This is a genomic window from Thermotoga sp. Cell2 (genome assembly GCF_000789375.1).
GTDB lineage: Bacteria > Thermotogota > Thermotogae > Thermotogales > Thermotogaceae > Thermotoga > Thermotoga petrophila.
Genome location: NZ_CP003409.1, coordinates 1673371 through 1693182, shown reverse-complemented (window position 1 = coordinate 1693182; position 19812 = coordinate 1673371). Strand labels below are relative to the sequence as shown.

The window sequence follows — 19812 nt, the reverse complement described above, 5'->3', positions numbered from 1 at the left end:
GCTGGCTGGAATATATTAGCCAGTATCCGGAGCTTTTTGAAAAAAAATAAAGTGGGACTGCAGAAGGTACGGAATGAACTGGGAAAGATTCACAGGTGTTCTTTGCAAATATAAACACGAAGTATCTTGAACTAGCTCACAGAAATTTACTGGACATTATTCCCAGTATTGAACGAAGGATCAAAGATTATTTTGAAATTGACGATTACAACATAGTCATTTACGTTGGACTAGAAAATGGTGCTGGCTGGGTAACAGATTTTATGAGAAAGCCTTCCATTCTTTTTGGACTGAAAGCAATTGTTAATCTCGAATGGATCGATAAACTCGAGGGATTAATTGCTCATGAATTTGGCCATCTGGTTCATTGGTCTTTGAGAAGAGAAAACATGGAAGAGCTCGAAAACGACGAGAAGTTCTGGCTCTATACAGAAAGATTCGCCCAAAGGATCGAAGATTTGATAGTTGGAAGACCATGGCATTTTGAGGAAGATGAATGGTTCGATTGGTGTGAAGAAAACGAGGCTTTACTCAAACAGGAATTTTTGAGAAGAATAGGAGAAAAAGAACCCCTGAATCCATTCTTTGGTTCGTGGTATGAGCTTTTTGAGAAACAGTTCCTGGGTTACTATCTCGAGTACAAATTCATTCGCTGGCTTGAGGATGAGCTTTCACTCGAGAGGATAGCAAAACTGAAAAGGGAAAAGATCGAGAGTAAAATTTTAGAGTTTCTTCGATTATGAATGCTTTCAATTCAGGAGATTTACCTTACTTGATTTTATTTTGTTATAATTTGACTGACCAGTCAATCAGGGAGGTGTTAAGGTGTCGGTAGTTGAGGTGAGAGATCTCACCAAGTACTACGGAAAGTCCAGAGGAGTGGAAGGTGTAACTTTCTCAGTTGAAGAAGGAGAGATATTCGGCTTCATCGGACCGAACGGTGCGGGGAAGACAACTACCATAAGGCTTCTCCTCGGTTTGATCTTTCCGGATTCTGGTCTGGCAGAGATTTTTGGGAAAGACGTCCTGAAAGAAGGAAAAGAAATCAGAAAGAACGTTGGCTACATTCCAGGTGAGGTGAGCTTTTACCCGGAAGTGACTGTGGAGGAATTTCTCAGGTACTCCGCCAGTTTCTATGAAAAGGTAGACTGGGATTATGTGAAGGAACTCTGCGGTGTTTTTTCGCTCGACACGAAAAAACGTATCAAGGAACTCTCCATGGGAAACAAAAAGAAAGTGGCTATCGTTCAGGCTTTGATGCACAGACCGAAACTTCTCATCCTGGACGAGCCCACGAATGGCCTCGATCCTATCGTTCAAAACACCTTCTTTGAAATTTTAAAAAACGAGAAAGAAAAAGGTACGACCGTGTTCTTTTCCTCGCACATATTAAGTGAGGTAGAAAGACTTTGCGATCGCGTTGCGATGATAAAGGATGGGAGAATCATCAGGGTGGAAAAGGTGGAGAATCTCAAAGGGGAAAGATACAAGGTGGTCCGTGTCAAAGGTGAAAATCTGGAAAAACTGAAAGATCTGGCTGAAGTGAATCGACTGAAGTTTGAAAACGGCACGGCGGAGTTTCTCTTTTCAGGAAACGTTGAAAGACTCCTCGAAATTCTTCGAAGTTTGAAACTGTCCGATTTCTGGGTGGAAGAACCTTCTCTTGAAGAGATATTCATGTCCTACTATCGGGAGGGAGAAGAATGAACATACTCAGGTGGGATATGAAGAGGTACATGAAGAGCACGATCGCTTGGACGGTCGTTCTCATTCTCCTTCAGCTCATGTACGCTGCGTTCTATCCGAGTATGGCAAAGGAGACAGAGTTCATAACGAAGTGGATGAAAGTGATGCCTAAGGCGTTCGTGAAGCTCTTCGGACTGGAAGACATGGACTTTTCCAACATCATGAACTACCTTGCCATGGTGTCCAGTATCTACGTGACACTCGTTGGAGGGGTTTTCGCTTCTTTGGTGGGTGTGAGGAGTGTTTCAAGAGAAGAAAACGAAAAGACCGTTGAGTTCCTCCTTTCGAAACCGGTTTCGAGGTTCGAAGTTGTGATCTCAAAGTTTTTCTCATCTCTGGTACACGTTCTCATTTTCGATGCGCTTCTGTTCAGCAGTTTGTTCATGTTTGCAAATATCTACAGTTCGAGCCCGGTTGAAGTAGAAAAATTTGTTGTCTTTGCTTTCAGTCAGGTGTTTCTTCACTTCACGTTGATGAACATTTCTTTCTTTGTGGGCACTTTGAGGTCAGACGGTGCGCTCTCTCTTGGGCTCGGTACAGTGTTCGTTCTATACGTTTTGAACATGATATCGAAGATCACGGACAAAGCGGAGTTTTTGAAGTATTTCACTCCGTTTTCCTATGCGGATCCTTCCACTGTTATAAGACACGGTTTTCCGGAATTCTCCGGTCTTTTCTTTGCGCTTGTGAACATAGCACTTCTGATCAGTTCGATCGTTTTGTTCTCGAAGAAAGACATTCTCGTGTGATGGAGGGATCGTGTTGTCGAAGAGGGATGCAATACTGAAGGCAGCGGTTGAGGTTTTCGGGAAAAAAGGTTACGATCGAGCCACAACAGACGAGATAGCAGAGAAAGCCAGGGTAGCCAAGGGTTTGATTTTTCACTATTTCAAGAACAAAGAAGAACTGTACTATCAGGCGTACATGTCCGTTACAGAAAAGCTCCAGAAGGAGTTCGAGAATTTCCTTATGGAAAACAGGAATAGAGACATATTTGACTTCATGGAACGGTGGATAGAAAAGAAACTGGAGTACTCCGCTTCTCATCCCGAAGAAGCAGATTTTCTGATAACGCTCGTGAGCGTGGATGAAGGACTCAGGAAAAGAATACTTCTCGACCTCGAAAAATCACAGAGGGTCTTTTTTGACTTCGTGAGGGAAAAATTGAAAGATTTAGATCTCGCAGAAGATGTAACGGAGGAAATCGCTCTGAAATTTCTGATGTGGTTCTTTTCCGGATTTGAAGAAGTCTACCTGAGGACCTATCAAGGTAAGCCCGAACTGCTGAAAAGAGACATGAACACACTCGTTGAAGAAGTGAAGGTCATGCTCAGGATTTTGAAGAAAGGCATGACAAAATAATAAAGCGGGGGATTCCCCCGCTTTTTACGATATTCCAAGGAGTCTGTCGATTTTTGCCTTGTCGAATCCGATGACTATCTTGTTGCCGATCTCGATCACGGGAACTCCCATTTGTCCGGTCTTCTTCACCATGAGCTCGGCTTCTCTTGGATTTTTTGTTACATCGACTTCTTTGAACTTGAGCCCCAGCGATCTGAAGTATTCCTTCGCCTTCCTGCAGTACGGGCAGGTGGGAGTTGTGTAGATTTTGATTTTCAGGTGCTGCATCGCTTCACCTCCATTTTCTACTTTTTTAGTCCAAATTTATTCTATCACAGCTGACGGATCATTTCAATTAGTTCTCACAGAACTGAAAAGTTCAGGAAGCGAATCAATATGCTACAATTTCTTCTATGCAAAGGAGGGAGCTTTGTGCGGTACAGACTCATGTCGATAGAATTCTTCGTCTACGGCACGATGGCCGTTTATTCACTGTTGAGTCAGTTTCTGGCAAACGAAGAACTCTCGAAGTCTCAGATAGGGATCCTGATGGCTATCTTGCCGATCACATCACTCTACGCGAACCATCTGAATTTTGAAATCGCTTCCACCATAGGAAGGGTGAACTGGCTGAAAAGAGTGATTCTATTCGCTGGGATCCTTTTCTGGGGACTGTTTCTGTTCGATGAGTTCTACCTGAAACTCTTATTCATGGCTGTGTTCGCTTTTTTCTTTTCTGCAGTGACACCACTCTCCGAGTCTGTTATCGTGGACATCACATATCAGATGAAGATGAACTACGGCAGAATCAGATTGTTTGGAACCTTCGGTTTCTCTTTCACAGCTCTTTTAATGAGCGGACTCATCAGGCTGGGCTTTGTCACGATATTCTGCACTTTCACTACCCTGATGTTTTTGACCTTCTTAATATTGAACCAATGAAAGAAGTAGAACTCGGTGAAGAAGAAAAAAGAAAGAGTAAGAAACCTCTTCCCACTTTCTTCTGGCTTCTTCTTCCCGTTGTGATCTTTGGAATAGCAGCGAACAACTTCAATTTCGTTTTTCTGCCTGTTTTGATGAAGGAAAGAAACTACGACGTGTCTCTTGCGAGTATCGCCCTTTCTCTCATGGCCATCACAGAGACACCGTTCCTCCTGTGGGCCGATGAGATAGTGAAAAAGCTCGGTGTGGGATTCATGCTCGCTTCGGGTGTGTTCGTTGTGGGTCTCAGGAACCTGCTGGTGACCATGGCAGGTTCCCCAGCTGTCTTGCTGATGGTTCAACTCCTGCAGGGATGGACCTACATAGTGATCTATTACTCCATGATGTTTCTCATTCGAACGTTCGGTCCCGCAAGGATCAGGGCACAAAAGTACTTCTGGGTCGCTATGGGAATAGGGCCATTCATAGGCTCATCGGTAGGTGGTGTGCTCGCAGAAAATCTTGGTCTTATCAATTCATACAGGATCCTCGGTTTGGTTCCTATGATCGTTTCTCTCTTTGTCTTTCTTTTCCTCAGGAAGTACGAAAGAGCTTCTTGACCACCTCTCTCACTTTTTGGGCATATTCTTCTTTGCAGATCAGAATTCCGTTCGGTGTATCGATCACGATCACATCAGAGAGCCCAACAACCGCTATGGGTTTGTTGTGGGTTTTCACAAAGACACGATCACTGTCCACGAGTATCACTTCGTCCGATTCTTCTGTGTATCCCTCTATTTCTCTCACAGAAGACCAGTTTCCCACGTCGGACCACTCGAAATCTGCCTTTACAACCCGCACTTTTTTCGATTTTTCCATAACTGCGTAGTCCACGCTGATTGAAGGTACTTTTTCGTAAGCTTTTTTGAGCTCTTCGAAATTTCTTGGATCGACATCCTTCAGATTTTCGTATATGGATGGTTCACACACCTTCACCTCTTCGATGAATTCTCTCGCTTTCCACAGGAACATACCGCTGTTCCAGAGAAATCTTCCGCTTTCGACGAATTTTTTGGCCGTTTCGAGGTCTGGTTTTTCCCTGAACTGAGCGACTTTGTGAACTCCTTCTTCCAGTTCTTCCCCGATCTCTATGTAGCCGTACCCGGTTTCCGGCCTTGTTGGAACGATACCAAACGTGAAAAGACCATCGTACTTCTCCAGGGCATCGAGTGCTTTTTTCACCGTTTTCCAGAATTTTTTTGTGTCCGGTATTCTGTGATCCGCAGGTAGAACAAGCACCGGCTCATCGTCATCTGCCAGCTTTGTTCCTATGAAACAGGCTGGAGCGGTGTTTTTCTTCATCGGCTCTGCGATGATGTTTTCGTCTGGAAGCTCTGGAAGCTCTTTTTTCGTTCTCTCAACGTAGTCTTTGTGAGTTACGACGATCACGTCTTTTGGGTCCATTTCCTCCAGAACGCGCTCGAAAGTCCATCTCATGAGACTCTTGTTTCCGAAGAGTTTCAAAAACTGTTTTGGAGTCTCAGGAGTGGAAAGGGGCCAGAATCTCTCTCCAGATCCTCCTGCAAGAATCAGTGCTTTCATCACTTCACCTCCTCGTGTACAATTTTAACAGGAGGTGGAGGACGTGATCAGAGTTCTCAGCGTCTTCGGAACAAGGCCCGAGGCAATAAAGATGGCACCACTTGTGAAAAAACTCGAAGAAGAACAAAACGTGGAAAGTTTGGTCTGTGTCACCGCTCAGCACAGACAGATGCTGGACCAGGTGCTGGAAGTTTTCGATATAAAACCGGATTTTGACTTGAACATAATGAAAGAAAGGCAGAATCTCTCCGATATAACCGTGAATGCGCTGTCTGGTCTTTACGATCTGATAGGAGAGTTGAAGCCGGATATCGTATTGGTTCAGGGAGACACGACGACCACGTTCGCAGGGGCGCTCGCGGCCTTCTATCACAGGATCCCGGTTGGCCATGTAGAAGCGGGCCTGAGGACGAACGACAGATACTCTCCCTTCCCGGAGGAGATCAACAGAAGACTAACGGGTGTTCTCTCCACACTGCATTTCGCACCCACAAAGAGGAACAGAGAGAACCTTCTGAAGGAGAACGTCATGGGGAAGATCTACGTGACGGGAAACACGGTGATAGACGCCCTCAGGTACACCGTGAAAGAGAACCACGTTTTCGAGAATCCAGTTTTGAGGAATATGGATTTTTCTGACGGAAGGTACATCCTCCTCACTTCACACAGAAGAGAGAACATCGGAAAACCCCTGGAAAACATCTGCAGGGCAGTGAGAAGGATCGTTGAAGAATTCGAGGATGTGAAGGTGATTTACCCGGTTCACATGAACCCCGCTGTGAGAGAGATCGTATTTCCGATGCTTGAAAACGTGGAAAGAGTTTTCCTAATCGATCCTGTGAATGTGATTGACATGCACAATCTGATGGCAAGAAGTTATCTCATTATGACTGACTCTGGAGGAATACAGGAGGAGGCACCGGCCCTTGGAAAGCCGGTGATCGTTCTGAGAAAGGAGACAGAAAGACCCGAAGCGATCGAAGCGGGTGTTGCCGTCCTCGGTGGTGTGGAAGAAGAAAGGATATTCGAGATCGCAGAACGACTCCTCACCGATGAAGGACTCTACCAGAAGATGGCACGGGGGGCGGTGAACCCTTTTGGAGACGGAAAAGCATCAGATCGTATCGTGAAGGCGATTTTGCACGAATTTGGACTTTCCGATCCTCCGGAAGAGTTTGGCTGATCACTTTCTTCTCTTTTCCAGTTCCTTCATCACATCCTGAACGGTGATCCCCGCCTCGACCATGAGGACCGTGAGGTGATACACCATGTCGGCTATCTCCCAGACGAGATTCTCTTTGTCATTCTGGAGATACCCCGTGATCACCTCTACCGCTTCTTCTCCGAACTTCTTTGCGATCTTTCCCTTTCCTTCTTTAAAGAGTTTTGCGGTGTAGGACCCCTCTGGCATCTCTTCTTTTCTTTCTCTCACCAGTCTGTACAGCTCAAGCCAGAAGGTGGGAGAACCCGTTTCTTCAAACCTGTGCTCCACCTTGAAAAAGCAGGATCTGTTTCCCGTGTGGCACGCCACCTTATCTTCTGGAAAATCAACGATGTACAGGTAAGCATCGTCATCGCAGTCCCTTCTTATTTCAACCACTCTCATCGTGTTTCCAGAGGTTTCTCCCTTTTTCCAGATTTTCTGTCTCTCTCTCGAGAAGAAATGCGCGTATCCCGTTTTCTTCGTGAGTTCCAGAGCCTCTTCGTTCGCGTAGGCCAGCATCAGCACCTCGCCGGTTGTTCTCTCCTGAACCACCACCGGATAGAGCGTCATCACAACCCCTCCAGTCTCACGTTCACTCCGTGTTTTTTGAGGTACTCTTTCAGTTCTCTCACATCGATCTCTCTGAAATGAAACACAGACGCCGCAAGTGCAGCATCCGCACCGGCCCGGAACGCCTCAAGAAAATGCTCCATCTTTCCCGCACCACCCGAAGCGATGATGGGAAGGTTCGTCAGCGGTCTTACGAATTCGATCATCTCCGTGTCGTATCCCATTTTCGTACCGTCTCTGTCGATGCTGGTGAGAAGTATCTCTCCGGCTCCCCTTCTTTCCACCTCACGGACCCAGTCCGAGAGGAGAATACCGGTGTTTTTCTTTCCCGAGTAGGTGAAGACGATGAAATCACCGTCCATCCTCTTTGCATCTATCGCCACAACGACCGCCTGGCTTCCGAAGGTTTCGGCGATCCTGGTGATGAGATCCGGTTTTTCCACCGCAGCGGTGTTGATACTCACTTTGTCCGCACCTCTGAGGATGAGTTCCGATGCCGTTTCGAAATCGTGTATTCCTCCACCCACAGTGAAGGGAATGTCGATCTGTTCTGCCACCTTCTCCACCAGTTCGAGCATCGTTTTTCTCTTTTCCACAGACGCGGTGATGTCCAGAAAGACGAGTTCGTCTATTCCTATCTCGGAGTAAAGCTTTCCCAGTTCAACGGGATCTCCGCTGTCTCTGAGGTTTTCAAAGTTCGTACCCTTCACCACGCGACCATCTTTCACATCAAGACACGCTATTATTCTCTTGGCAAGCATACCTTTTCATCACCTCGACTGTGAGGGTGCCTTCCAGAAACGCTCTTCCCACGATCACACCCTTCAAAAGACCGTTCGTTCTTCTGTGGACCTCAAGAGCCTCCTCTAGGGAACGTTCTGAGGAGATACCACCCGCTGCTATCACTTTCACACCCGTTTCCAGGGCGATCCTTTCCGTCAGAGAGAAATCGTGCTCTTTCAGGGTGCCATCCTTTTCTATCTCCGTGTGGACGATCTCTTCAAGGCCGAACTCTTTCAATCTGTTCACAAGAAAAACAGGATCGATGTCTTTTTCATCCAGCCAGCCCTTGAACGCCACCTTCCCTTCTCTTGTGTCGAGACTGAAGACTGGATTCACTCCGATTTCTTTTAACTTCTTCAGGAAAGAGGGATCTTCCAGCACCTTTGAACTCACGATCTGTCTTCTGAATCTCATTCCGAGGAGTTTTTTTGCGTACTCCAGTATCCTTATTCCACCGCCGATTTGAATGTGATCGGCATAGGATGAGAGTTTTTCCAGAACCGGCAGGTTTTCATCGCTTTCCTCTATGGCTCTTGAAAGATCCACCACGTGGATGAGAGAAAATCCCTCCTCGACGAGTTTTTCCACAAGTTCAATGGGATCCTTCTCGTAGAATATCGTGTTTTCCTTTTTACCCTTGACCATCCTCACGACCTTTTTTCTGTACAGGTCTATGGCCGGGATGACGAGCATTCGATCACCTTCCTGAGGAGTTTCTTTCCTATCTTCGAACTCTTCTCCGGATGGAACTGGAAACCGAGTATTTTTCCTTTTCTGACGGATGAAGGAAAGATCTCCCCGTCGTACTCTGTCGTTCCCAGAACGTAGTCCTTTTCACACACGACCCTGTAAGTGTGAACGAAGTAATAGTATCCGCTCGGAAAGGTGTCCTTGAAGATCACCTCGTTCCATCCCATGTGGGGAAGTCTTTTGCTTTTCAGTTTCACAACGTTTCCATCTATCAGGGAAAGCCCTCTCACACCCGGTGCCTCTTCGCTTTCTTCGAACAAAAGTTGCATACCAAGACAGACACCGACAACGTACTTTCCGTCTTCCACGTGTTCTTCTATGAAGTCGATCAGGCCGTTTTCTTTCAACCTTCTCATTCCTTCTCCAAAGTGCCCAACACCGGGAATGAAGAGAAGGTCGTACAGATCTTTCTGAGGATTTTCTACCAGATCTATGGAGACGTTTTCAAGGCCCTCGGCCGCTCTTTTCACTCCTCGGTAGAGGTTCATGATGTTGCCGGGGCCAACGGCAATTATTCCGATCCTCAATCTATCACACCCTTGGTGGTTCTGGTGTCCGATCTTTCCAGTGCACGGGCGATTGCAAGCCCAAAGGACTTCATGGCAGATTCGGAGATGTGATGGTCGTTCTTTCCAAAGAACTTGAAGAAGTGAACTGTGATCCTTGCATGGTTGACAAAGCCGTTCATGAACTCCTCGAAACCTTCAACGGGCATGTCCTCTATCTTCTCCACGGAGAATTCAAAATTCTTCTGGAAGAAGGGCCTTCCAGAGAGATCCACGTAACATCCTATGAGCGCCTCGTTCATAGGAACGGAGGCCTCGCCGAACCTTTTCACCTTCGTGTAGTCGAAGAGCTCCCTGAACGCCTGTCCCAGGGAGATTCCAAAGTCCTCTATCAGATGGTGAAGGATACCGTCTTTGCTCTCACAGGTGCTCACCCTGAGACCCAGTCCCGAATAGTGACAGAAAGTGTTCAAAAGATGATCGAAGAAGTTCACACCGGTGCTTCCTTCGAGTTTTCTGTGAACCGTGTCGAGCGTTATGGAAATCTCGATCTCGTTGGTGTTTCTCTGAACGATCACACCGTTTTCCAATCTTTCTACCGTCATTTGAACACCTCCAGTTCTCTCAGAATCATATCGTTCTCTTCGCGTTTTCCGATAGTGATTCTAACACCTTCCCTGAAACTGCGAACAGCGACGTTCTTCGTCCGGAGGTGTTCGAGAAGTCTTTCTTTTTCTTCCTTCTCCATGAATACGAACACGAAGTTTCCTCTGGAGTCGGTGATTCGGTATCCCATTTCCCTGAGAGCACTCTTCATCCTCTCGCGTTCTTCCACGATGAACTTCGTTCTTTCTTCAAAGATCTCTCTGTGATCGAGAGCTACCTTTGCGAACATCTGGGAGACGTAGCTCACGTTGAAAGGAAGTCTCACCCTGTTGTAAGCGTCAATGAACTTCTCCGAGGCCACAACGTATCCGACACGTTGCGCTGCCAGGGAAAACGCTTTCGAGAAAGTCCTGATCACAGCGAGATTTTCGTATTTCTTCAGAAGATCCACATAACTTTCTCCGTGGAATTCGTAGTAGGCTTCGTCCAGCGCGACGAAGGCACCCGTTTTCAGGATTCTTTCTATTTCCTCTCTTTCGAAGACATGACCCGTTGGATTGTTCGGGTTCGGAATGAAAACAACGTCTCCTTCTCCCACGTTCACCTCAGGTATCCTCAGATCTTTCGTGAGCGGCACTTCCAGGAATTTCGCTCCAACTGCCTTCGCAAAGATCCTGTAGCAGCTGTAGGTCGGGGGAAAGAAAACGGAACGGTCGAACATGAGCATCATCACGTAGATGATCTCATCCGCTCCGTTTCCCACAGAGACGTTGTTTTTCGAAAGAAAATCGGTGTCGAGGTATGAGAGTATCTTTTCTATTAATTCTTCATCGGGGGAGTCGTAGTAGATCCTCAGGGCGTCGCTGTTCAATCGTCGAAACACTTCATCCACGAGGTCCTCTGGAAAGGGAAACGGATTTTCATTCAGCGCAAGGTAGGTTTTGTCTCTCTTTTCGGTTTCGTACGGATACGCCCTCTTTGCAATCAAATCGAGAGGATTCACAGCTTTTCCCTCCTGACGTCTATCGCCCGAGCGTGGGCTTCAAAACCTTCCCAGCGCGCCATCTTCGAGTAAAGCTCGCTCTTTCTTCTGAAATCTTCTTCGGAGAGGTGTGTGATGAATATCTTCTTCGTGAAATCGGAAACCCTGAGTCCTGAGGAGAACCTCGCGGATCTGAAGGTGGGAAGAACGTGGTTCGGTCCCGCACCGTAGTCTCCCACAGACTCACAGGTGTACTTTCCGAGAAAGACAGATCCCGCGTTCTTTATGTGTCCCAGTGGCTCAAACGGGTTTTCCACGAGGACCTCCAGATGTTCGGGGGCGATGAGGTTGGAGATCTCAAAGGCCCTTTTCAGACTGTCCGTCAAGATGATGGTACCGAAATTTTCCGTTGAAATCCTGGCCGTTTTTCTTCTCTCTTCTGGAAGAGCTTCCAGGTGTCTTTCAATGACCTGAGGTAATTTTTCGAAGACTTCTTTCGAAGTGGTTATCACCACACTCATCGCGTTCTCGTCGTGCTCTGCCTGGGAGAGGAAATCCGCGGCTATGAGATCCAGGTCGGCACTGCCGTCTGTCACGATCGCAATCTCGCTGGGACCCGCTATGGAATCGATTCCAACGTCTCCGTAAACGTGTTTCTTTGCGAGCGTGACGAAGACTCCACCGGGTCCCACGATCTTGTCAACGGGTTTCACTGTTTCCGTGCCGTACGTGAGAGCAGCCACCGCATGAGCTCCTCCCATCCGATAGATCTCTTTCAGACCGAGGATTTCGCAGGTTTTCAGGATGTATGGGGAGATGCCTCCGTTTTCATCTGGTGGTGTTGTGACGACGATCCTTTCCACACCAGCGACGATAGCAGGAACCGCACACATGAGGAGCGTAGAGAAGTACGGAACCTTTCCTCCAGGAACGTAAATTCCCACGCTCTCGAGAGGGACAACCATCTCTCCCAGGAAACTTCCACCCTTCGTCGTGAAAAAGAAAGATCTTTCCTCCTGTCTTCGATGGAATTCTTTCAGGTCTTCTATCACCATTTTTATCGTTTCAACGAATTCTTCTTCTACTTGGGCTTCCGATATTTCCTTCTCTGTGACACGAAGGTTCTCGATGCCCACCGGGTGCTTCTCAAACCTTTTGAGGAATTCTTCGAGGGCTCTGTCTCCTTCTTCTTTCACTCTCCTGATGATCTCTTTTACGGCCTCTTCCACCTGCGATACGGATTCCATCCTCTGTTTCAACAGTCTGAGCACTTCTTTATCTCCGGGGTTGTTCATCAAAATCATGTTCGATCACCTCCTGGAGCTTTTCAAGGAAGGAAACCACCTCTTCTCTTTTCGTTCTGTAACTCACCGGATTCACCACAACATGGGTTCTTATGACGAATATCTCGTCGAGAATCTCCAGGTTGTTCTCTTTCAGTGTTCTTCCCGTTTCGGTGATGTCCACGATGAGATCTGCGAGCCCGGCTATTGGAGCGAGTTCAACAGAACCTTTCAGCGGTATGATGCGACAGTGCCATCCTCTGGTTTCGCAGTATCTCTGAGTTACGTTCGGAAACTTCGTGGCGATTCTCTTTTCACCCTCTGGTATTCCCCTTCCCTTCGGACCGGCGAGAACCATTCTGCTGATGTTTGTGGGAATGAAGAAGGGCTGAATGAGACTAGTTTCTTTTTCGAGGAGTACATCGGTTCCACAGAATCCAATGTCTGCCACTCCGTGAACGAGATACGTTGGTACATCGAACGGTCTCACCATGAAACAGACGATATCCTTTCCTTCTCGAAGAATGGATGACTCTCTTTCAAAAGTAAATCCCGTTTTTTTCAGGTATGTCATCACCTTCTCTTCTAATCTTCCTTTGGGAATAGCGAGTTTCAGCATGTTTTTCCCTCCAGAAAAATGGATCCACCCACACCCTTTTCTCCGTTCACTGTGTACTCTCCACCGGCAGCCACAAGTCTGGAAGAAGATGTGTCGTATATGGTGAATATCAGGCCACTGTATTCTTCGATCGTCCTCGCAAGGGTGAGATCGATCTCAACGGAGACGATGGGAAACTTTTCCTGAAGGAAAGAAGACACTCGAAGCAGATCTTCCTTCACTGAAGGTGGGAGATCCATCGCTTTCAGGTGTTCCGGTGATCTCCGGTATATACTGTCTTCAATGATCTTTCCTACCTTGGAGAGGTCTATCTTCTTCATGTGAGAGAGGAACTCGATTTCTGCGAGATTTTTCGTGTCGATGAGATTCAAAACCTTCTCGTGGAGGTTCTTCGGAATTTCTTTCAGCAGGTCCTCATAAACTCCGGTGTGTCCGATCTCCACTATCACCGGACCTTCGAAAAATTCCGATGCACTTTCAACAATGATCTCGAGAATTTCCAGTGAATCGTCCATGGAGTTCCTTGGAACCTTTTCGAGTCCGAGTTGGTACTCCGCCACCAGATCGTTTCCAGAGTACCTGTAAACGAAATCAGCGTACCAGACCTTGACCTGAGATCCAGGGGAATATCTTTTACGATGGTTGAGAACAGTTTTTGTGAAGTCTTCCCTGATGGAGAAAAGATTGCCCTTTCTGTCGAGAAAGAAATTTCCCGTTGGGCCTTCCGTTCTCTCAAGTGCTGGAACGAAGAACGGTGAAAATCCTTTTTTGTGGCCTTGCTGTAGAAAGAAACCACCTTCTCGAAGTCCAAGTAGCTCACCTCCCAATAAACGAAAAGGCCACGTCTTCTCGACGTGGCCCGAACGATTTTCCACCATCACACACCCGGTGGAGAAACCGCCGGGCCATAGCAGTGATGGTGGTGTTCATCAAAAAACATTTTCATGATTTCGTTCTGTATTTTCATACCCTTTCACTCCTCTAGTCTTTATTCTACCATTCTTGCCGTAGAATTCACTATTTTGAATAATACTTTTAAAAAAACCGGTGTTAGAATAATCCCGTGACAGGGAGGCGAAGAGTATGAACGAAGCACTGCTGGTACTATTGTTTGCGATCCCCGCCTACTACTTCATCATCTTTGGGAAGATCGCTAAATCTGTTGTTACTCTCCTCATAGCACTCGTTCTCATGGCAATAAAAGTTGTCGAGGGTCTCGATCTTAGAAACATAGGTGAAGTGGTAGATTTCAACACGTTGGGGCTTCTCTTAGGAATGATGATCATCGTACACATATTGAAAGGGACTGGTTTTTTCGAGTATCTTGCGATTTCCGCTATAAAGATTTCCAGGGGTAGATTCTGGCTTCTGTTCGCTTTCCTCATGGTACTCACCGCTGTGACCTCCGCCTTCCTTGACAATTTGATCACTATCATCCTCATTTCTCCCATACTGTTTTTGATCCTCGATACGATGGAAGTGAATCCCGTACCTTTCTTTCTTTTCACGATCTTCATAGACAACATCGGGGGAATGTCGACACTCATCGGGAGTCCTCTGAACATCGTGCTTGGTTCGATAAGTGGACTCAGCTTCAACGATTTTCTGAAGAACATGGGTCCTGTGACAGTTCTTGTATTCGTGATCGTCTTCTTCCTCTTCAAAAGGTACGTTCACATCGATGAAAAAGCCTTTGAAAGACTGAGAAATCTTCTCAATGTAGATCCGAAACGATCGATCACGGATCCTGTGGTTCTCAAAAAATCGCTGTTCGTTTTCCTCTCAACGCTGGTGTTGTTTGGCCTTCATTCCCTCGTGGAAGTGGAACTTTCGTTGATAGCGCTCATAGCTGCCTGTGCGCTTCTTCTCATGCTTGGAAAGAATTTCGAAGAAGTGTCAGAGGGAATGGACTGGGACACGCTGTTCTTCTACACAGGGCTCTTCATCATCTCGTACTCTCTGGAACAGATCGGTGTTATGGAAGTCATAGCCAGTTTCCTGAAAGCTCTATCTTTCAACAGATTCCTGTTCGTTAGCACGGTAACATGCATCTCCTTCTTTTCCACTGCCTTTTTGAGCGCCGTTCCCGCGACTCTCATAATCGCTCCCACACTGAAAATTCTCATCTCGCAGGGCTTCCCCGCTTCGCTGTGGTGGGTGTACGCCTTCGGGGCGAATCTTGGAACGAATCTGACACCACTTGGGGCTGTTCAGAACATAGTTGGTCTTTCCCTTCTGGAAAAGTACACGAAACACACGGTGAGTTTCAAGGAATTTTTCAAGGTGGCGTGGAGTTTCATGTTCATACCGTTCATAATCGCAATACTCTATTCACTCATCATTTATTAAGAATCTCATCGCTCTTCTTGCGATGTATCTCCTGAAGAAGTAAGAACCTTTGTGACCCGATGGAAGATAGACGGTCTTCTTGTTCTTGAGAAGCTTGTGAAGACACGCGTAGGACTGGTACGGTATCACACGATCGAAGAGCGCCCAGAAGAAGAGAACTTTCTGATCAACGAACGGCGCGAAAGATGCCGGATCGTAGAAATAGCAACCCACCGGTGGTTTTCTCCTGATATCTTCGATAGAGTTAAACGATCTGACGACTTCAAGGACATTTCCTCTGTTCTTAATACAATCTTTCTCTGATCTACAACCGTATTCGTTTCCGTTCTCTCTGTAGAGTTCTCTCAATTTCTCTGTGTAGGGTGAATACCAGTTGATCCACCTCCAGTCCCCACCGGAACAGCAGATAACACCCTTCCCGATTTGTTTTTCACGGGCGAGTGCTATGGTCGTTATCATTCCTCCGAAGCTGAAACCCATCAGCGAGATGGGCTTGTCGTTGTCTTTCTTCACAACACCAACCAGATCGATCACATCCTGCACAGCCTCGTCGAATCGCTTCACACAGAAAGAAGGTGAGGAATGGTAAAAAGGTTCTCCCCCAGTCCAGTTCTTCGGTGCTCGCTTCTCGTGGTAGGGAAGGATGAGAAACCAGGTTTTGATGTTGTGCTCTCTGAACTTCTCTCCGAACCAGAGAAGGTATGGAATATTTCCGTTTCCTATCCCGTGAAGAAAGATCAGATTGTGTTCAATCCTCTCCGGTTCAAAAACATAGACCCGTACAGTTTTACTCTCCTCAACAATGGGTTCGTAAGAAGCATCGAACGTTATCAGTCTCATTTCAGACACCTCCGATTATTATTTTAAACATGATAGAATCTAAAGATGAGGTGATAGGAATGGTGGATTTCAAGATGACAAAGGAAGGCCTTATACTCCTCATAAAAGATTATCAGAACCTCGAAGAAGTCTTGAACGCGATCTCCGCTCGCATTACACAGATGGGGGGATTTTTTGCTAAGGGAGACAGGATCTCTCTGATGATCGAGAATCACAACAAACACTCTCAAGATATCCCAAAGATCGTTTCTCACCTGAGAAATCTCGGTCTTGAAGTCTCACAGATACTCGTTGGAAGCACTGTTGAGGGAAAGGAAAACGATCTGAGAGTGCAGTCACGAACGACGGTTGAAAGCACCGGTAAAGTGATAAAAAGGAATATTCGATCCGGTCAGACTGTTGTTCATTCCGGTGATGTGATAGTCTTCGGAAACGTGAACAAGGGAGCTGAAATCCTTGCCGGGGGTTCTGTTGTCGTCTTTGGAAAAGCGCAGGGCAACATACGTGCGGGATTGAACGAAGGAGAACAGGCTGTGGTAGCCGCCCTCGATCTTCAAACCTCCCTCATTCAAATAGCGGGTTTTATCACGCATTCCAAAGGAGAAGAGAACGTACCTTCTATTGCACATGTGAAGGGAAATCGGATAGTGATCGAACCGTTCGACAAGGTGAGCTTCGAAAGGAGTGAATGAAGATGGAAACCGGAAAACTCTTGGTGGAACTGTCGAACCTCGACGGCCCTTCAGGTTACGAGACGAATGTGGTTTCTTACATAAAGTCAGTCATTGAACCTTTCGTGGACGAAGCGAAAACAACCCGCCACGGAAGTCTGATCGGATACAAAAAGGGAAAAGGGATAGGAAAACTCGCGTTTTTTGCCCACGTGGATGAAATCGGTTTTGTTGTTTCGAAGGTGGAGGGGCAGTTCGCCAGACTCGAGCCCGTGGGTGGAGTGGATCCGAAGGTCGTTTATGCTTCGAAAATCCGTATCTACACAAAAAACGGGATCGAACACGGTGTGATCGGAATGCTCGCTCCACACTTGCAAGATTCGGAATCCAGAAAGAAAGTCCTCACATACGATGAAATCTTCGTCGATTTATCTCTGTGTGAAAGAGATGTTCGTGTAGGTGACATTGCAGTGATAGATCAGACGGCTTTCGAAACGAATGGGAAGGTGGTTGGGAAGGCTTTGGACAACAGAGCGAGCTGTGGAGTTCTTGTGAAAGCACTCGAATTTCTCAAAAAGTACGATCACCCATGGGATGTCTATGTGGTCTTTTCTGTTCAGGAAGAGACAGGGTGTCTGGGGGCTCTCACAGGCGCGTACGAGATAAACCCCGACGTGGCGATCGTGATGGACGTTACGTTCGCTTCCGAGCCTCCATTCAGTGATCACATAGAGCTCGGAAAAGGTCCGGTGATAGGCCTGGGACCGGTTGTGGATAGGAATCTTGTTCAGAAGGTCATCGAGATAGCGAAGAAACACAACGTTTCTCTTCAGGAAGAAGCGGTTGGTGGAAGGTCCGGCACGGAAACGGATTTCGTTCAGCTTGTTCGAAACGGTGTTAGAACGTCTCTCATATCCATTCCCTTGAAGTACATGCACACTCCCGTTGAAATGGTGGACCCGCGCGATGTGGAGGAACTCGCAAGACTTCTCTCCCTTGTCGCGGTAGAACTGGAGGTGTGACAGATGTATCTCAAAGAGCTTTCGATGATGCCGGGTGTGTCTGGAGATGAAGGGAAGGTCAGGGATTTCATAAAGTCAAAGATAGAAAGTCTCGTTGACAACCTTTACACCGATGTCCTTGGGAATTTGATAGCTTTGAAAAGAGGAAGAGATTCTTCGAAAAAACTGCTCGTTTCGGCTCACATGGATGAGGTCGGTTTCGTTGTGAGCAAAATAGAAAAGGACGGAAAAGTGTCGTTCTTGCCCATTGGAGGAGTCGATTCCAGGATACTTCCCGGAAAGGTGGTTCAGGTGAAGGATCTCAAAGGAGTTATCGGCTACAGACCGATCCACCTTCAGCGCGATGAAGAGAACACTCCCCCAAGGTTTGAGAATCTGAGAATTGATTTTGGTTTTTCTTCTGCAGACGAAGCTAAAAAGTACGTATCAATAGGAGACTACGTCTCTTTCGTGAGTGATTACATCGAAAAGAACGGCCGGGCAGTCGGGAAAGCGTTCGACGACAGAGCGGGGTGTTCTGTTCTGATCGATGTTCTCGAAAGCGGTGTGAGTCCTGCCTACGATACGTACTTTGTCTTCACAGTTCAGGAAGAGACGGGACTTCGTGGAAGTGCAGTTGTGGTGGAACAGCTGAAACCCACCTGTGCCATCGTCGTGGAAACCACCACGGCCGGCGACAATCCGGAACTGGAGGAAAGGAAATGGGCAACACATCTGGGTGACGGTCCTGCCATCACCTTTTTTCACAGGGGATACGTGATCCCAAAGGAGATCTTTCAAACTATCGTGGATACAGCGAAGAACAACGACATTCCGTTTCAGATGAAGAGAAGAACCGCTGGGGGAACGGACGCGGGACGTTACGCCAGAACCGCCTACGGAGTGCCAGCAGGTGTGATCTCCACTCCAGCACGGTACATCCACAGTCCGAATTCGATCATAGATTTGAATGACTACGAAAACACGAAGAAACTCATAAAAGTACTTGTCGAGGAAGGAAAAATCGTGGAGGTGGTCTCATGAAGGAACTGATCAGGAAGCTGACGGAAGCCTTTGGCCCAAGTGGACGGGAAGAAGAGGTGAGAAGAATCATCCTCGAGGAACTCGAAGGGCACATAGATGGCCACAGGATCGATGGGCTCGGCAATCTCATTGTTTGGAAAGGAAGCGGCGAGAAAAAGGTGATACTGGACGCTCACATAGATGAGATAGGTGTTGTCGTCACAAATGTGGACGACAAGGGATTTCTGACGATAGAACCCGTCGGCGGTGTCTCTCCGTACATGCTTCTTGGAAAAAGGATCAGGTTCGAAAACGGTACAATAGGCGTTGTTGGTATGGAAGGTGAAACAACAGAAGAAAGGCAGGAGAATGTGAGAAAGCTCTCGTTCGACAGGCTGTTCGTCGATATCGGTGCAAATTCCAGGGAAGAAGCGCAGAAGATGTGCCCGATTGGAAGCTTCGGTGTCTACGACAGTGGATTCGTTGAGGTTTCCGGGAAATACGTCTCGAAGGCGATGGATGACAGGATAGGATGTGCCGTGATCGTGGAAGTTTTCAAAAGAATCAAACCCGCTGTTACGCTCTACGGTGTTTTCAGTGTTCAGGAAGAAGTGGGACTGGTCGGTGCCTCGGTAGCGGGGTACGGCGTACCAGCGGACGAGGCCATCGCGATCGATGTGACTGATTCGGCAGACACTCCGAAGGCCATCAAGAGACACGCAATGAGGCTCTCCGGTGGACCCGCTCTGAAAGTGAAAGACAGGGCATCGATCAGCAGCAAACGCATCCTCGAAAATTTGATAGAAATCGCGGAAAAATTCGATATAAAGTATCAGATGGAGGTTCTGACGTTCGGCGGTACGAACGCCATGGGGTACCAGCGGACTAAAGAAGGAATTCCTTCCGCCACGGTGTCTGTTCCCACACGATACGTTCATTCACCCAGTGAGATGATCGCACCGGATGATGTTGAGGCAACGGTCGATCTTCTCATCAGGTATCTGGGGGCGTGAGA

General features: G+C 47.2%; 24 protein-coding genes. 12 read left to right on the top strand and 12 right to left on the bottom strand.

The genetic code is table 11. The features are described 5' to 3' along the window. Positions 1-95 precede the first annotated feature (95 nt). From CELL2_RS09730 to CELL2_RS08745, 4 genes are all read left to right on the top strand, one after another. Positions 96-743 carry a hypothetical protein gene (locus tag CELL2_RS09730; protein WP_012311336.1) on the top strand — a complete coding sequence of 216 codons (648 nt, stop codon included), beginning with the start codon at positions 96-98 and terminating at the stop codon, positions 741-743. Between the two features lie 82 nt (positions 744-825). After that, positions 826-1707 carry an ABC transporter ATP-binding protein gene (locus CELL2_RS08755; protein ID WP_004080497.1) on the top strand — a complete coding sequence of 294 codons (882 nt, stop codon included), beginning with the start codon at positions 826-828 and terminating at the stop codon, positions 1705-1707. After that, positions 1704-2495, top strand: coding sequence for an ABC transporter permease subunit (locus CELL2_RS08750; protein WP_038034142.1), 792 nt, complete (start codon positions 1704-1706; stop codon positions 2493-2495). The genes CELL2_RS08755 and CELL2_RS08750 overlap by 4 nt, the downstream gene beginning before the upstream one ends. A 10-nt stretch (positions 2496-2505) precedes the next feature. Next, the gene (locus tag CELL2_RS08745; protein WP_128080996.1) at positions 2506-3108 is read left to right on the top strand and encodes a TetR/AcrR family transcriptional regulator; all 603 of its coding nucleotides are present in this window, start codon (positions 2506-2508) and stop codon (positions 3106-3108) included. A gap of 24 nt (positions 3109-3132) precedes the next feature. On the opposite strand, the gene CELL2_RS08740 is transcribed toward CELL2_RS08745, so the two are convergent. Further along, complete coding sequence (locus CELL2_RS08740) at positions 3133-3375, bottom strand: glutaredoxin family protein (RefSeq protein ID WP_004080491.1); 243 nt, start codon at positions 3373-3375, stop codon at positions 3133-3135. A 144-nt stretch (positions 3376-3519) separates the two neighbouring features. Between CELL2_RS08740 and CELL2_RS09835 the strand changes: the two genes are divergently transcribed. Together CELL2_RS09835 and CELL2_RS09830 are read left to right on the top strand one after the other, a co-directional pair. Next, positions 3520-4029, top strand: a complete 510-nt coding sequence (locus tag CELL2_RS09835; protein ID WP_255327262.1) for an MFS transporter — start codon at positions 3520-3522, stop codon at positions 4027-4029. Further along, on the top strand, positions 4026-4628 hold the full coding sequence (locus CELL2_RS09830) for an MFS transporter (protein ID WP_255327261.1): 603 nt from the start codon (positions 4026-4028) through the stop codon (positions 4626-4628). The genes CELL2_RS09835 and CELL2_RS09830 overlap by 4 nt, the downstream gene beginning before the upstream one ends. On the opposite strand, the gene CELL2_RS08730 is transcribed toward CELL2_RS09830, so the two are convergent. After that, positions 4603-5610 carry a mannose-1-phosphate guanylyltransferase gene (locus CELL2_RS08730; protein WP_004080489.1) on the bottom strand — a complete coding sequence of 336 codons (1008 nt, stop codon included), beginning with the start codon at positions 5608-5610 and terminating at the stop codon, positions 4603-4605. The genes CELL2_RS09830 and CELL2_RS08730 overlap by 26 nt on opposite strands. Positions 5611-5653: 43 nt before the next feature. Here CELL2_RS08730 and wecB point away from each other — a divergent pair, with 43 nt between their 5' ends. Further along, a complete protein-coding gene (gene wecB, locus CELL2_RS08725; protein WP_038034145.1) occupies positions 5654-6793 on the top strand; it encodes a non-hydrolyzing UDP-N-acetylglucosamine 2-epimerase in 1140 nt (379 codons plus the stop codon). Here wecB and hisIE read toward each other — a convergent pair whose 3' ends face one another. From hisIE to CELL2_RS08680, 9 genes are read right to left on the bottom strand one after another with little or no spacing between them, the layout of a single operon-like run. After that, entirely contained in the window at positions 6794-7384 is a 591-nt protein-coding gene (hisIE, locus tag CELL2_RS08720; protein ID WP_038034147.1) for a bifunctional phosphoribosyl-AMP cyclohydrolase/phosphoribosyl-ATP diphosphatase HisIE, read from the bottom strand. Continuing rightward, complete coding sequence (gene hisF / locus CELL2_RS08715; protein WP_038034149.1) at positions 7384-8145, bottom strand: imidazole glycerol phosphate synthase subunit HisF; 762 nt, start codon at positions 8143-8145, stop codon at positions 7384-7386. Before hisF ends, hisIE begins: the two co-directional genes overlap by 1 nt. After that, complete coding sequence (gene hisA / locus CELL2_RS08710; RefSeq protein ID WP_038034156.1) at positions 8114-8860, bottom strand: 1-(5-phosphoribosyl)-5-((5-phosphoribosylamino)methylideneamino)imidazole-4-carboxamide isomerase; 747 nt, start codon at positions 8858-8860, stop codon at positions 8114-8116. The genes hisF and hisA overlap by 32 nt, the downstream gene beginning before the upstream one ends. Continuing rightward, positions 8839-9444: an imidazole glycerol phosphate synthase subunit HisH gene (gene hisH / locus CELL2_RS08705; protein WP_015919993.1), complete on the bottom strand. Its 606-nt coding sequence runs from the start codon at positions 9442-9444 to the stop codon at positions 8839-8841. Before hisH ends, hisA begins: the two co-directional genes overlap by 22 nt. Beyond that, a complete protein-coding gene (gene hisB / locus CELL2_RS08700) occupies positions 9441-10028 on the bottom strand; it encodes an imidazoleglycerol-phosphate dehydratase (protein WP_038034159.1) in 588 nt (195 codons plus the stop codon). The genes hisH and hisB overlap by 4 nt, the downstream gene beginning before the upstream one ends. Beyond that, the gene (hisC, locus tag CELL2_RS08695; protein WP_012311330.1) at positions 10025-11032 is read right to left on the bottom strand and encodes a histidinol-phosphate transaminase; all 1008 of its coding nucleotides are present in this window, start codon (positions 11030-11032) and stop codon (positions 10025-10027) included. Before hisC ends, hisB begins: the two co-directional genes overlap by 4 nt. After that, on the bottom strand, positions 11029-12315 hold the full coding sequence (gene hisD, locus CELL2_RS08690; protein ID WP_038034161.1) for a histidinol dehydrogenase: 1287 nt from the start codon (positions 12313-12315) through the stop codon (positions 11029-11031). Before hisD ends, hisC begins: the two co-directional genes overlap by 4 nt. Continuing rightward, a complete protein-coding gene (gene hisG, locus CELL2_RS08685; RefSeq protein ID WP_038034162.1) occupies positions 12287-12913 on the bottom strand; it encodes an ATP phosphoribosyltransferase in 627 nt (208 codons plus the stop codon). Before hisG ends, hisD begins: the two co-directional genes overlap by 29 nt. Continuing rightward, positions 12907-13788, bottom strand: a complete 882-nt coding sequence (locus CELL2_RS08680) for an ATP phosphoribosyltransferase regulatory subunit (RefSeq protein ID WP_241208660.1) — start codon at positions 13786-13788, stop codon at positions 12907-12909. Before CELL2_RS08680 ends, hisG begins: the two co-directional genes overlap by 7 nt. Positions 13789-13996: 208 nt before the next feature. Here CELL2_RS08680 and CELL2_RS08675 point away from each other — a divergent pair, with 208 nt between their 5' ends. Beyond that, the gene (locus CELL2_RS08675; RefSeq protein ID WP_039446245.1) at positions 13997-15262 is read left to right on the top strand and encodes an ArsB/NhaD family transporter; all 1266 of its coding nucleotides are present in this window, start codon (positions 13997-13999) and stop codon (positions 15260-15262) included. Here CELL2_RS08675 and CELL2_RS08670 read toward each other — a convergent pair. Beyond that, on the bottom strand, positions 15245-16102 hold the full coding sequence (locus CELL2_RS08670; protein ID WP_038034165.1) for an alpha/beta fold hydrolase: 858 nt from the start codon (positions 16100-16102) through the stop codon (positions 15245-15247). The two genes, CELL2_RS08675 and CELL2_RS08670, sit on opposite strands and share 18 nt — an antisense overlap. A gap of 59 nt (positions 16103-16161) precedes the next feature. Between CELL2_RS08670 and minC the strand changes: the two genes are divergently transcribed. The 4 genes from minC to CELL2_RS08650 are packed head-to-tail and all read left to right on the top strand — an operon-like array spanning position 16162 to position 19810. After that, positions 16162-16794, top strand: a complete 633-nt coding sequence (gene minC, locus CELL2_RS08665) for a septum site-determining protein MinC (RefSeq protein WP_012311327.1) — start codon at positions 16162-16164, stop codon at positions 16792-16794. A 2-nt stretch (positions 16795-16796) separates the two neighbouring features. Continuing rightward, the gene (locus CELL2_RS08660; RefSeq protein WP_038034167.1) at positions 16797-17795 is read left to right on the top strand and encodes a M42 family metallopeptidase; all 999 of its coding nucleotides are present in this window, start codon (positions 16797-16799) and stop codon (positions 17793-17795) included. Positions 17796-17798: 3 nt separating this feature from the next. Next, the gene (locus CELL2_RS08655) at positions 17799-18818 is read left to right on the top strand and encodes a M42 family metallopeptidase (RefSeq protein ID WP_038034168.1); all 1020 of its coding nucleotides are present in this window, start codon (positions 17799-17801) and stop codon (positions 18816-18818) included. Continuing rightward, positions 18815-19810 (top strand): M42 family metallopeptidase, encoded by a 996-nt coding sequence (locus CELL2_RS08650; RefSeq protein WP_038034170.1) that lies wholly within the window; start codon positions 18815-18817, stop codon positions 19808-19810. Before CELL2_RS08655 ends, CELL2_RS08650 begins: the two co-directional genes overlap by 4 nt. Positions 19811-19812 lie beyond the last annotated feature (2 nt).

Bases quoted from the DNA above. Each gene is read 5' to 3' on its own strand.
- hisD (WP_038034161.1), bottom strand. From the start codon at position 12,315: ATGATTTTGATGAACAACCCCGGAGATAAAGAAGTGCTCAGACTGTTG.
- hisB (WP_038034159.1), bottom strand. From the start codon at position 10,028: ATGACGGTAGAAAGATTGGAAAACGGTGTGATCGTTCAGAGAAACACC.
- hisIE (WP_038034147.1), bottom strand. From the start codon at position 7,384: ATGACGCTCTATCCGGTGGTGGTTCAGGAGAGAACAACCGGCGAGGTG.
- CELL2_RS09830 (WP_255327261.1), top strand. From the start codon at position 4,026: ATGAAAGAAGTAGAACTCGGTGAAGAAGAAAAAAGAAAGAGTAAGAAA.
- CELL2_RS08670 (WP_038034165.1), bottom strand. From the start codon at position 16,102: ATGAGACTGATAACGTTCGATGCTTCTTACGAACCCATTGTTGAGGAG.
- CELL2_RS08655 (WP_038034168.1), top strand. From the start codon at position 17,799: ATGTATCTCAAAGAGCTTTCGATGATGCCGGGTGTGTCTGGAGATGAA.
- CELL2_RS08740 (WP_004080491.1), bottom strand. From the start codon at position 3,375: ATGCAGCACCTGAAAATCAAAATCTACACAACTCCCACCTGCCCGTAC.
- CELL2_RS08730 (WP_004080489.1), bottom strand. From the start codon at position 5,610: ATGAAAGCACTGATTCTTGCAGGAGGATCTGGAGAGAGATTCTGGCCC.
- hisF (WP_038034149.1), bottom strand. From the start codon at position 8,145: ATGCTTGCCAAGAGAATAATAGCGTGTCTTGATGTGAAAGATGGTCGC.
- CELL2_RS08650 (WP_038034170.1), top strand. From the start codon at position 18,815: ATGAAGGAACTGATCAGGAAGCTGACGGAAGCCTTTGGCCCAAGTGGA.
- minC (WP_012311327.1), top strand. From the start codon at position 16,162: ATGGTGGATTTCAAGATGACAAAGGAAGGCCTTATACTCCTCATAAAA.
- CELL2_RS08660 (WP_038034167.1), top strand. From the start codon at position 16,797: ATGGAAACCGGAAAACTCTTGGTGGAACTGTCGAACCTCGACGGCCCT.
- hisG (WP_038034162.1), bottom strand. From the start codon at position 12,913: ATGCTGAAACTCGCTATTCCCAAAGGAAGATTAGAAGAGAAGGTGATG.
- CELL2_RS08675 (WP_039446245.1), top strand. From the start codon at position 13,997: ATGAACGAAGCACTGCTGGTACTATTGTTTGCGATCCCCGCCTACTAC.
- CELL2_RS08750 (WP_038034142.1), top strand. From the start codon at position 1,704: ATGAACATACTCAGGTGGGATATGAAGAGGTACATGAAGAGCACGATC.
- hisA (WP_038034156.1), bottom strand. From the start codon at position 8,860: ATGCTCGTCATCCCGGCCATAGACCTGTACAGAAAAAAGGTCGTGAGG.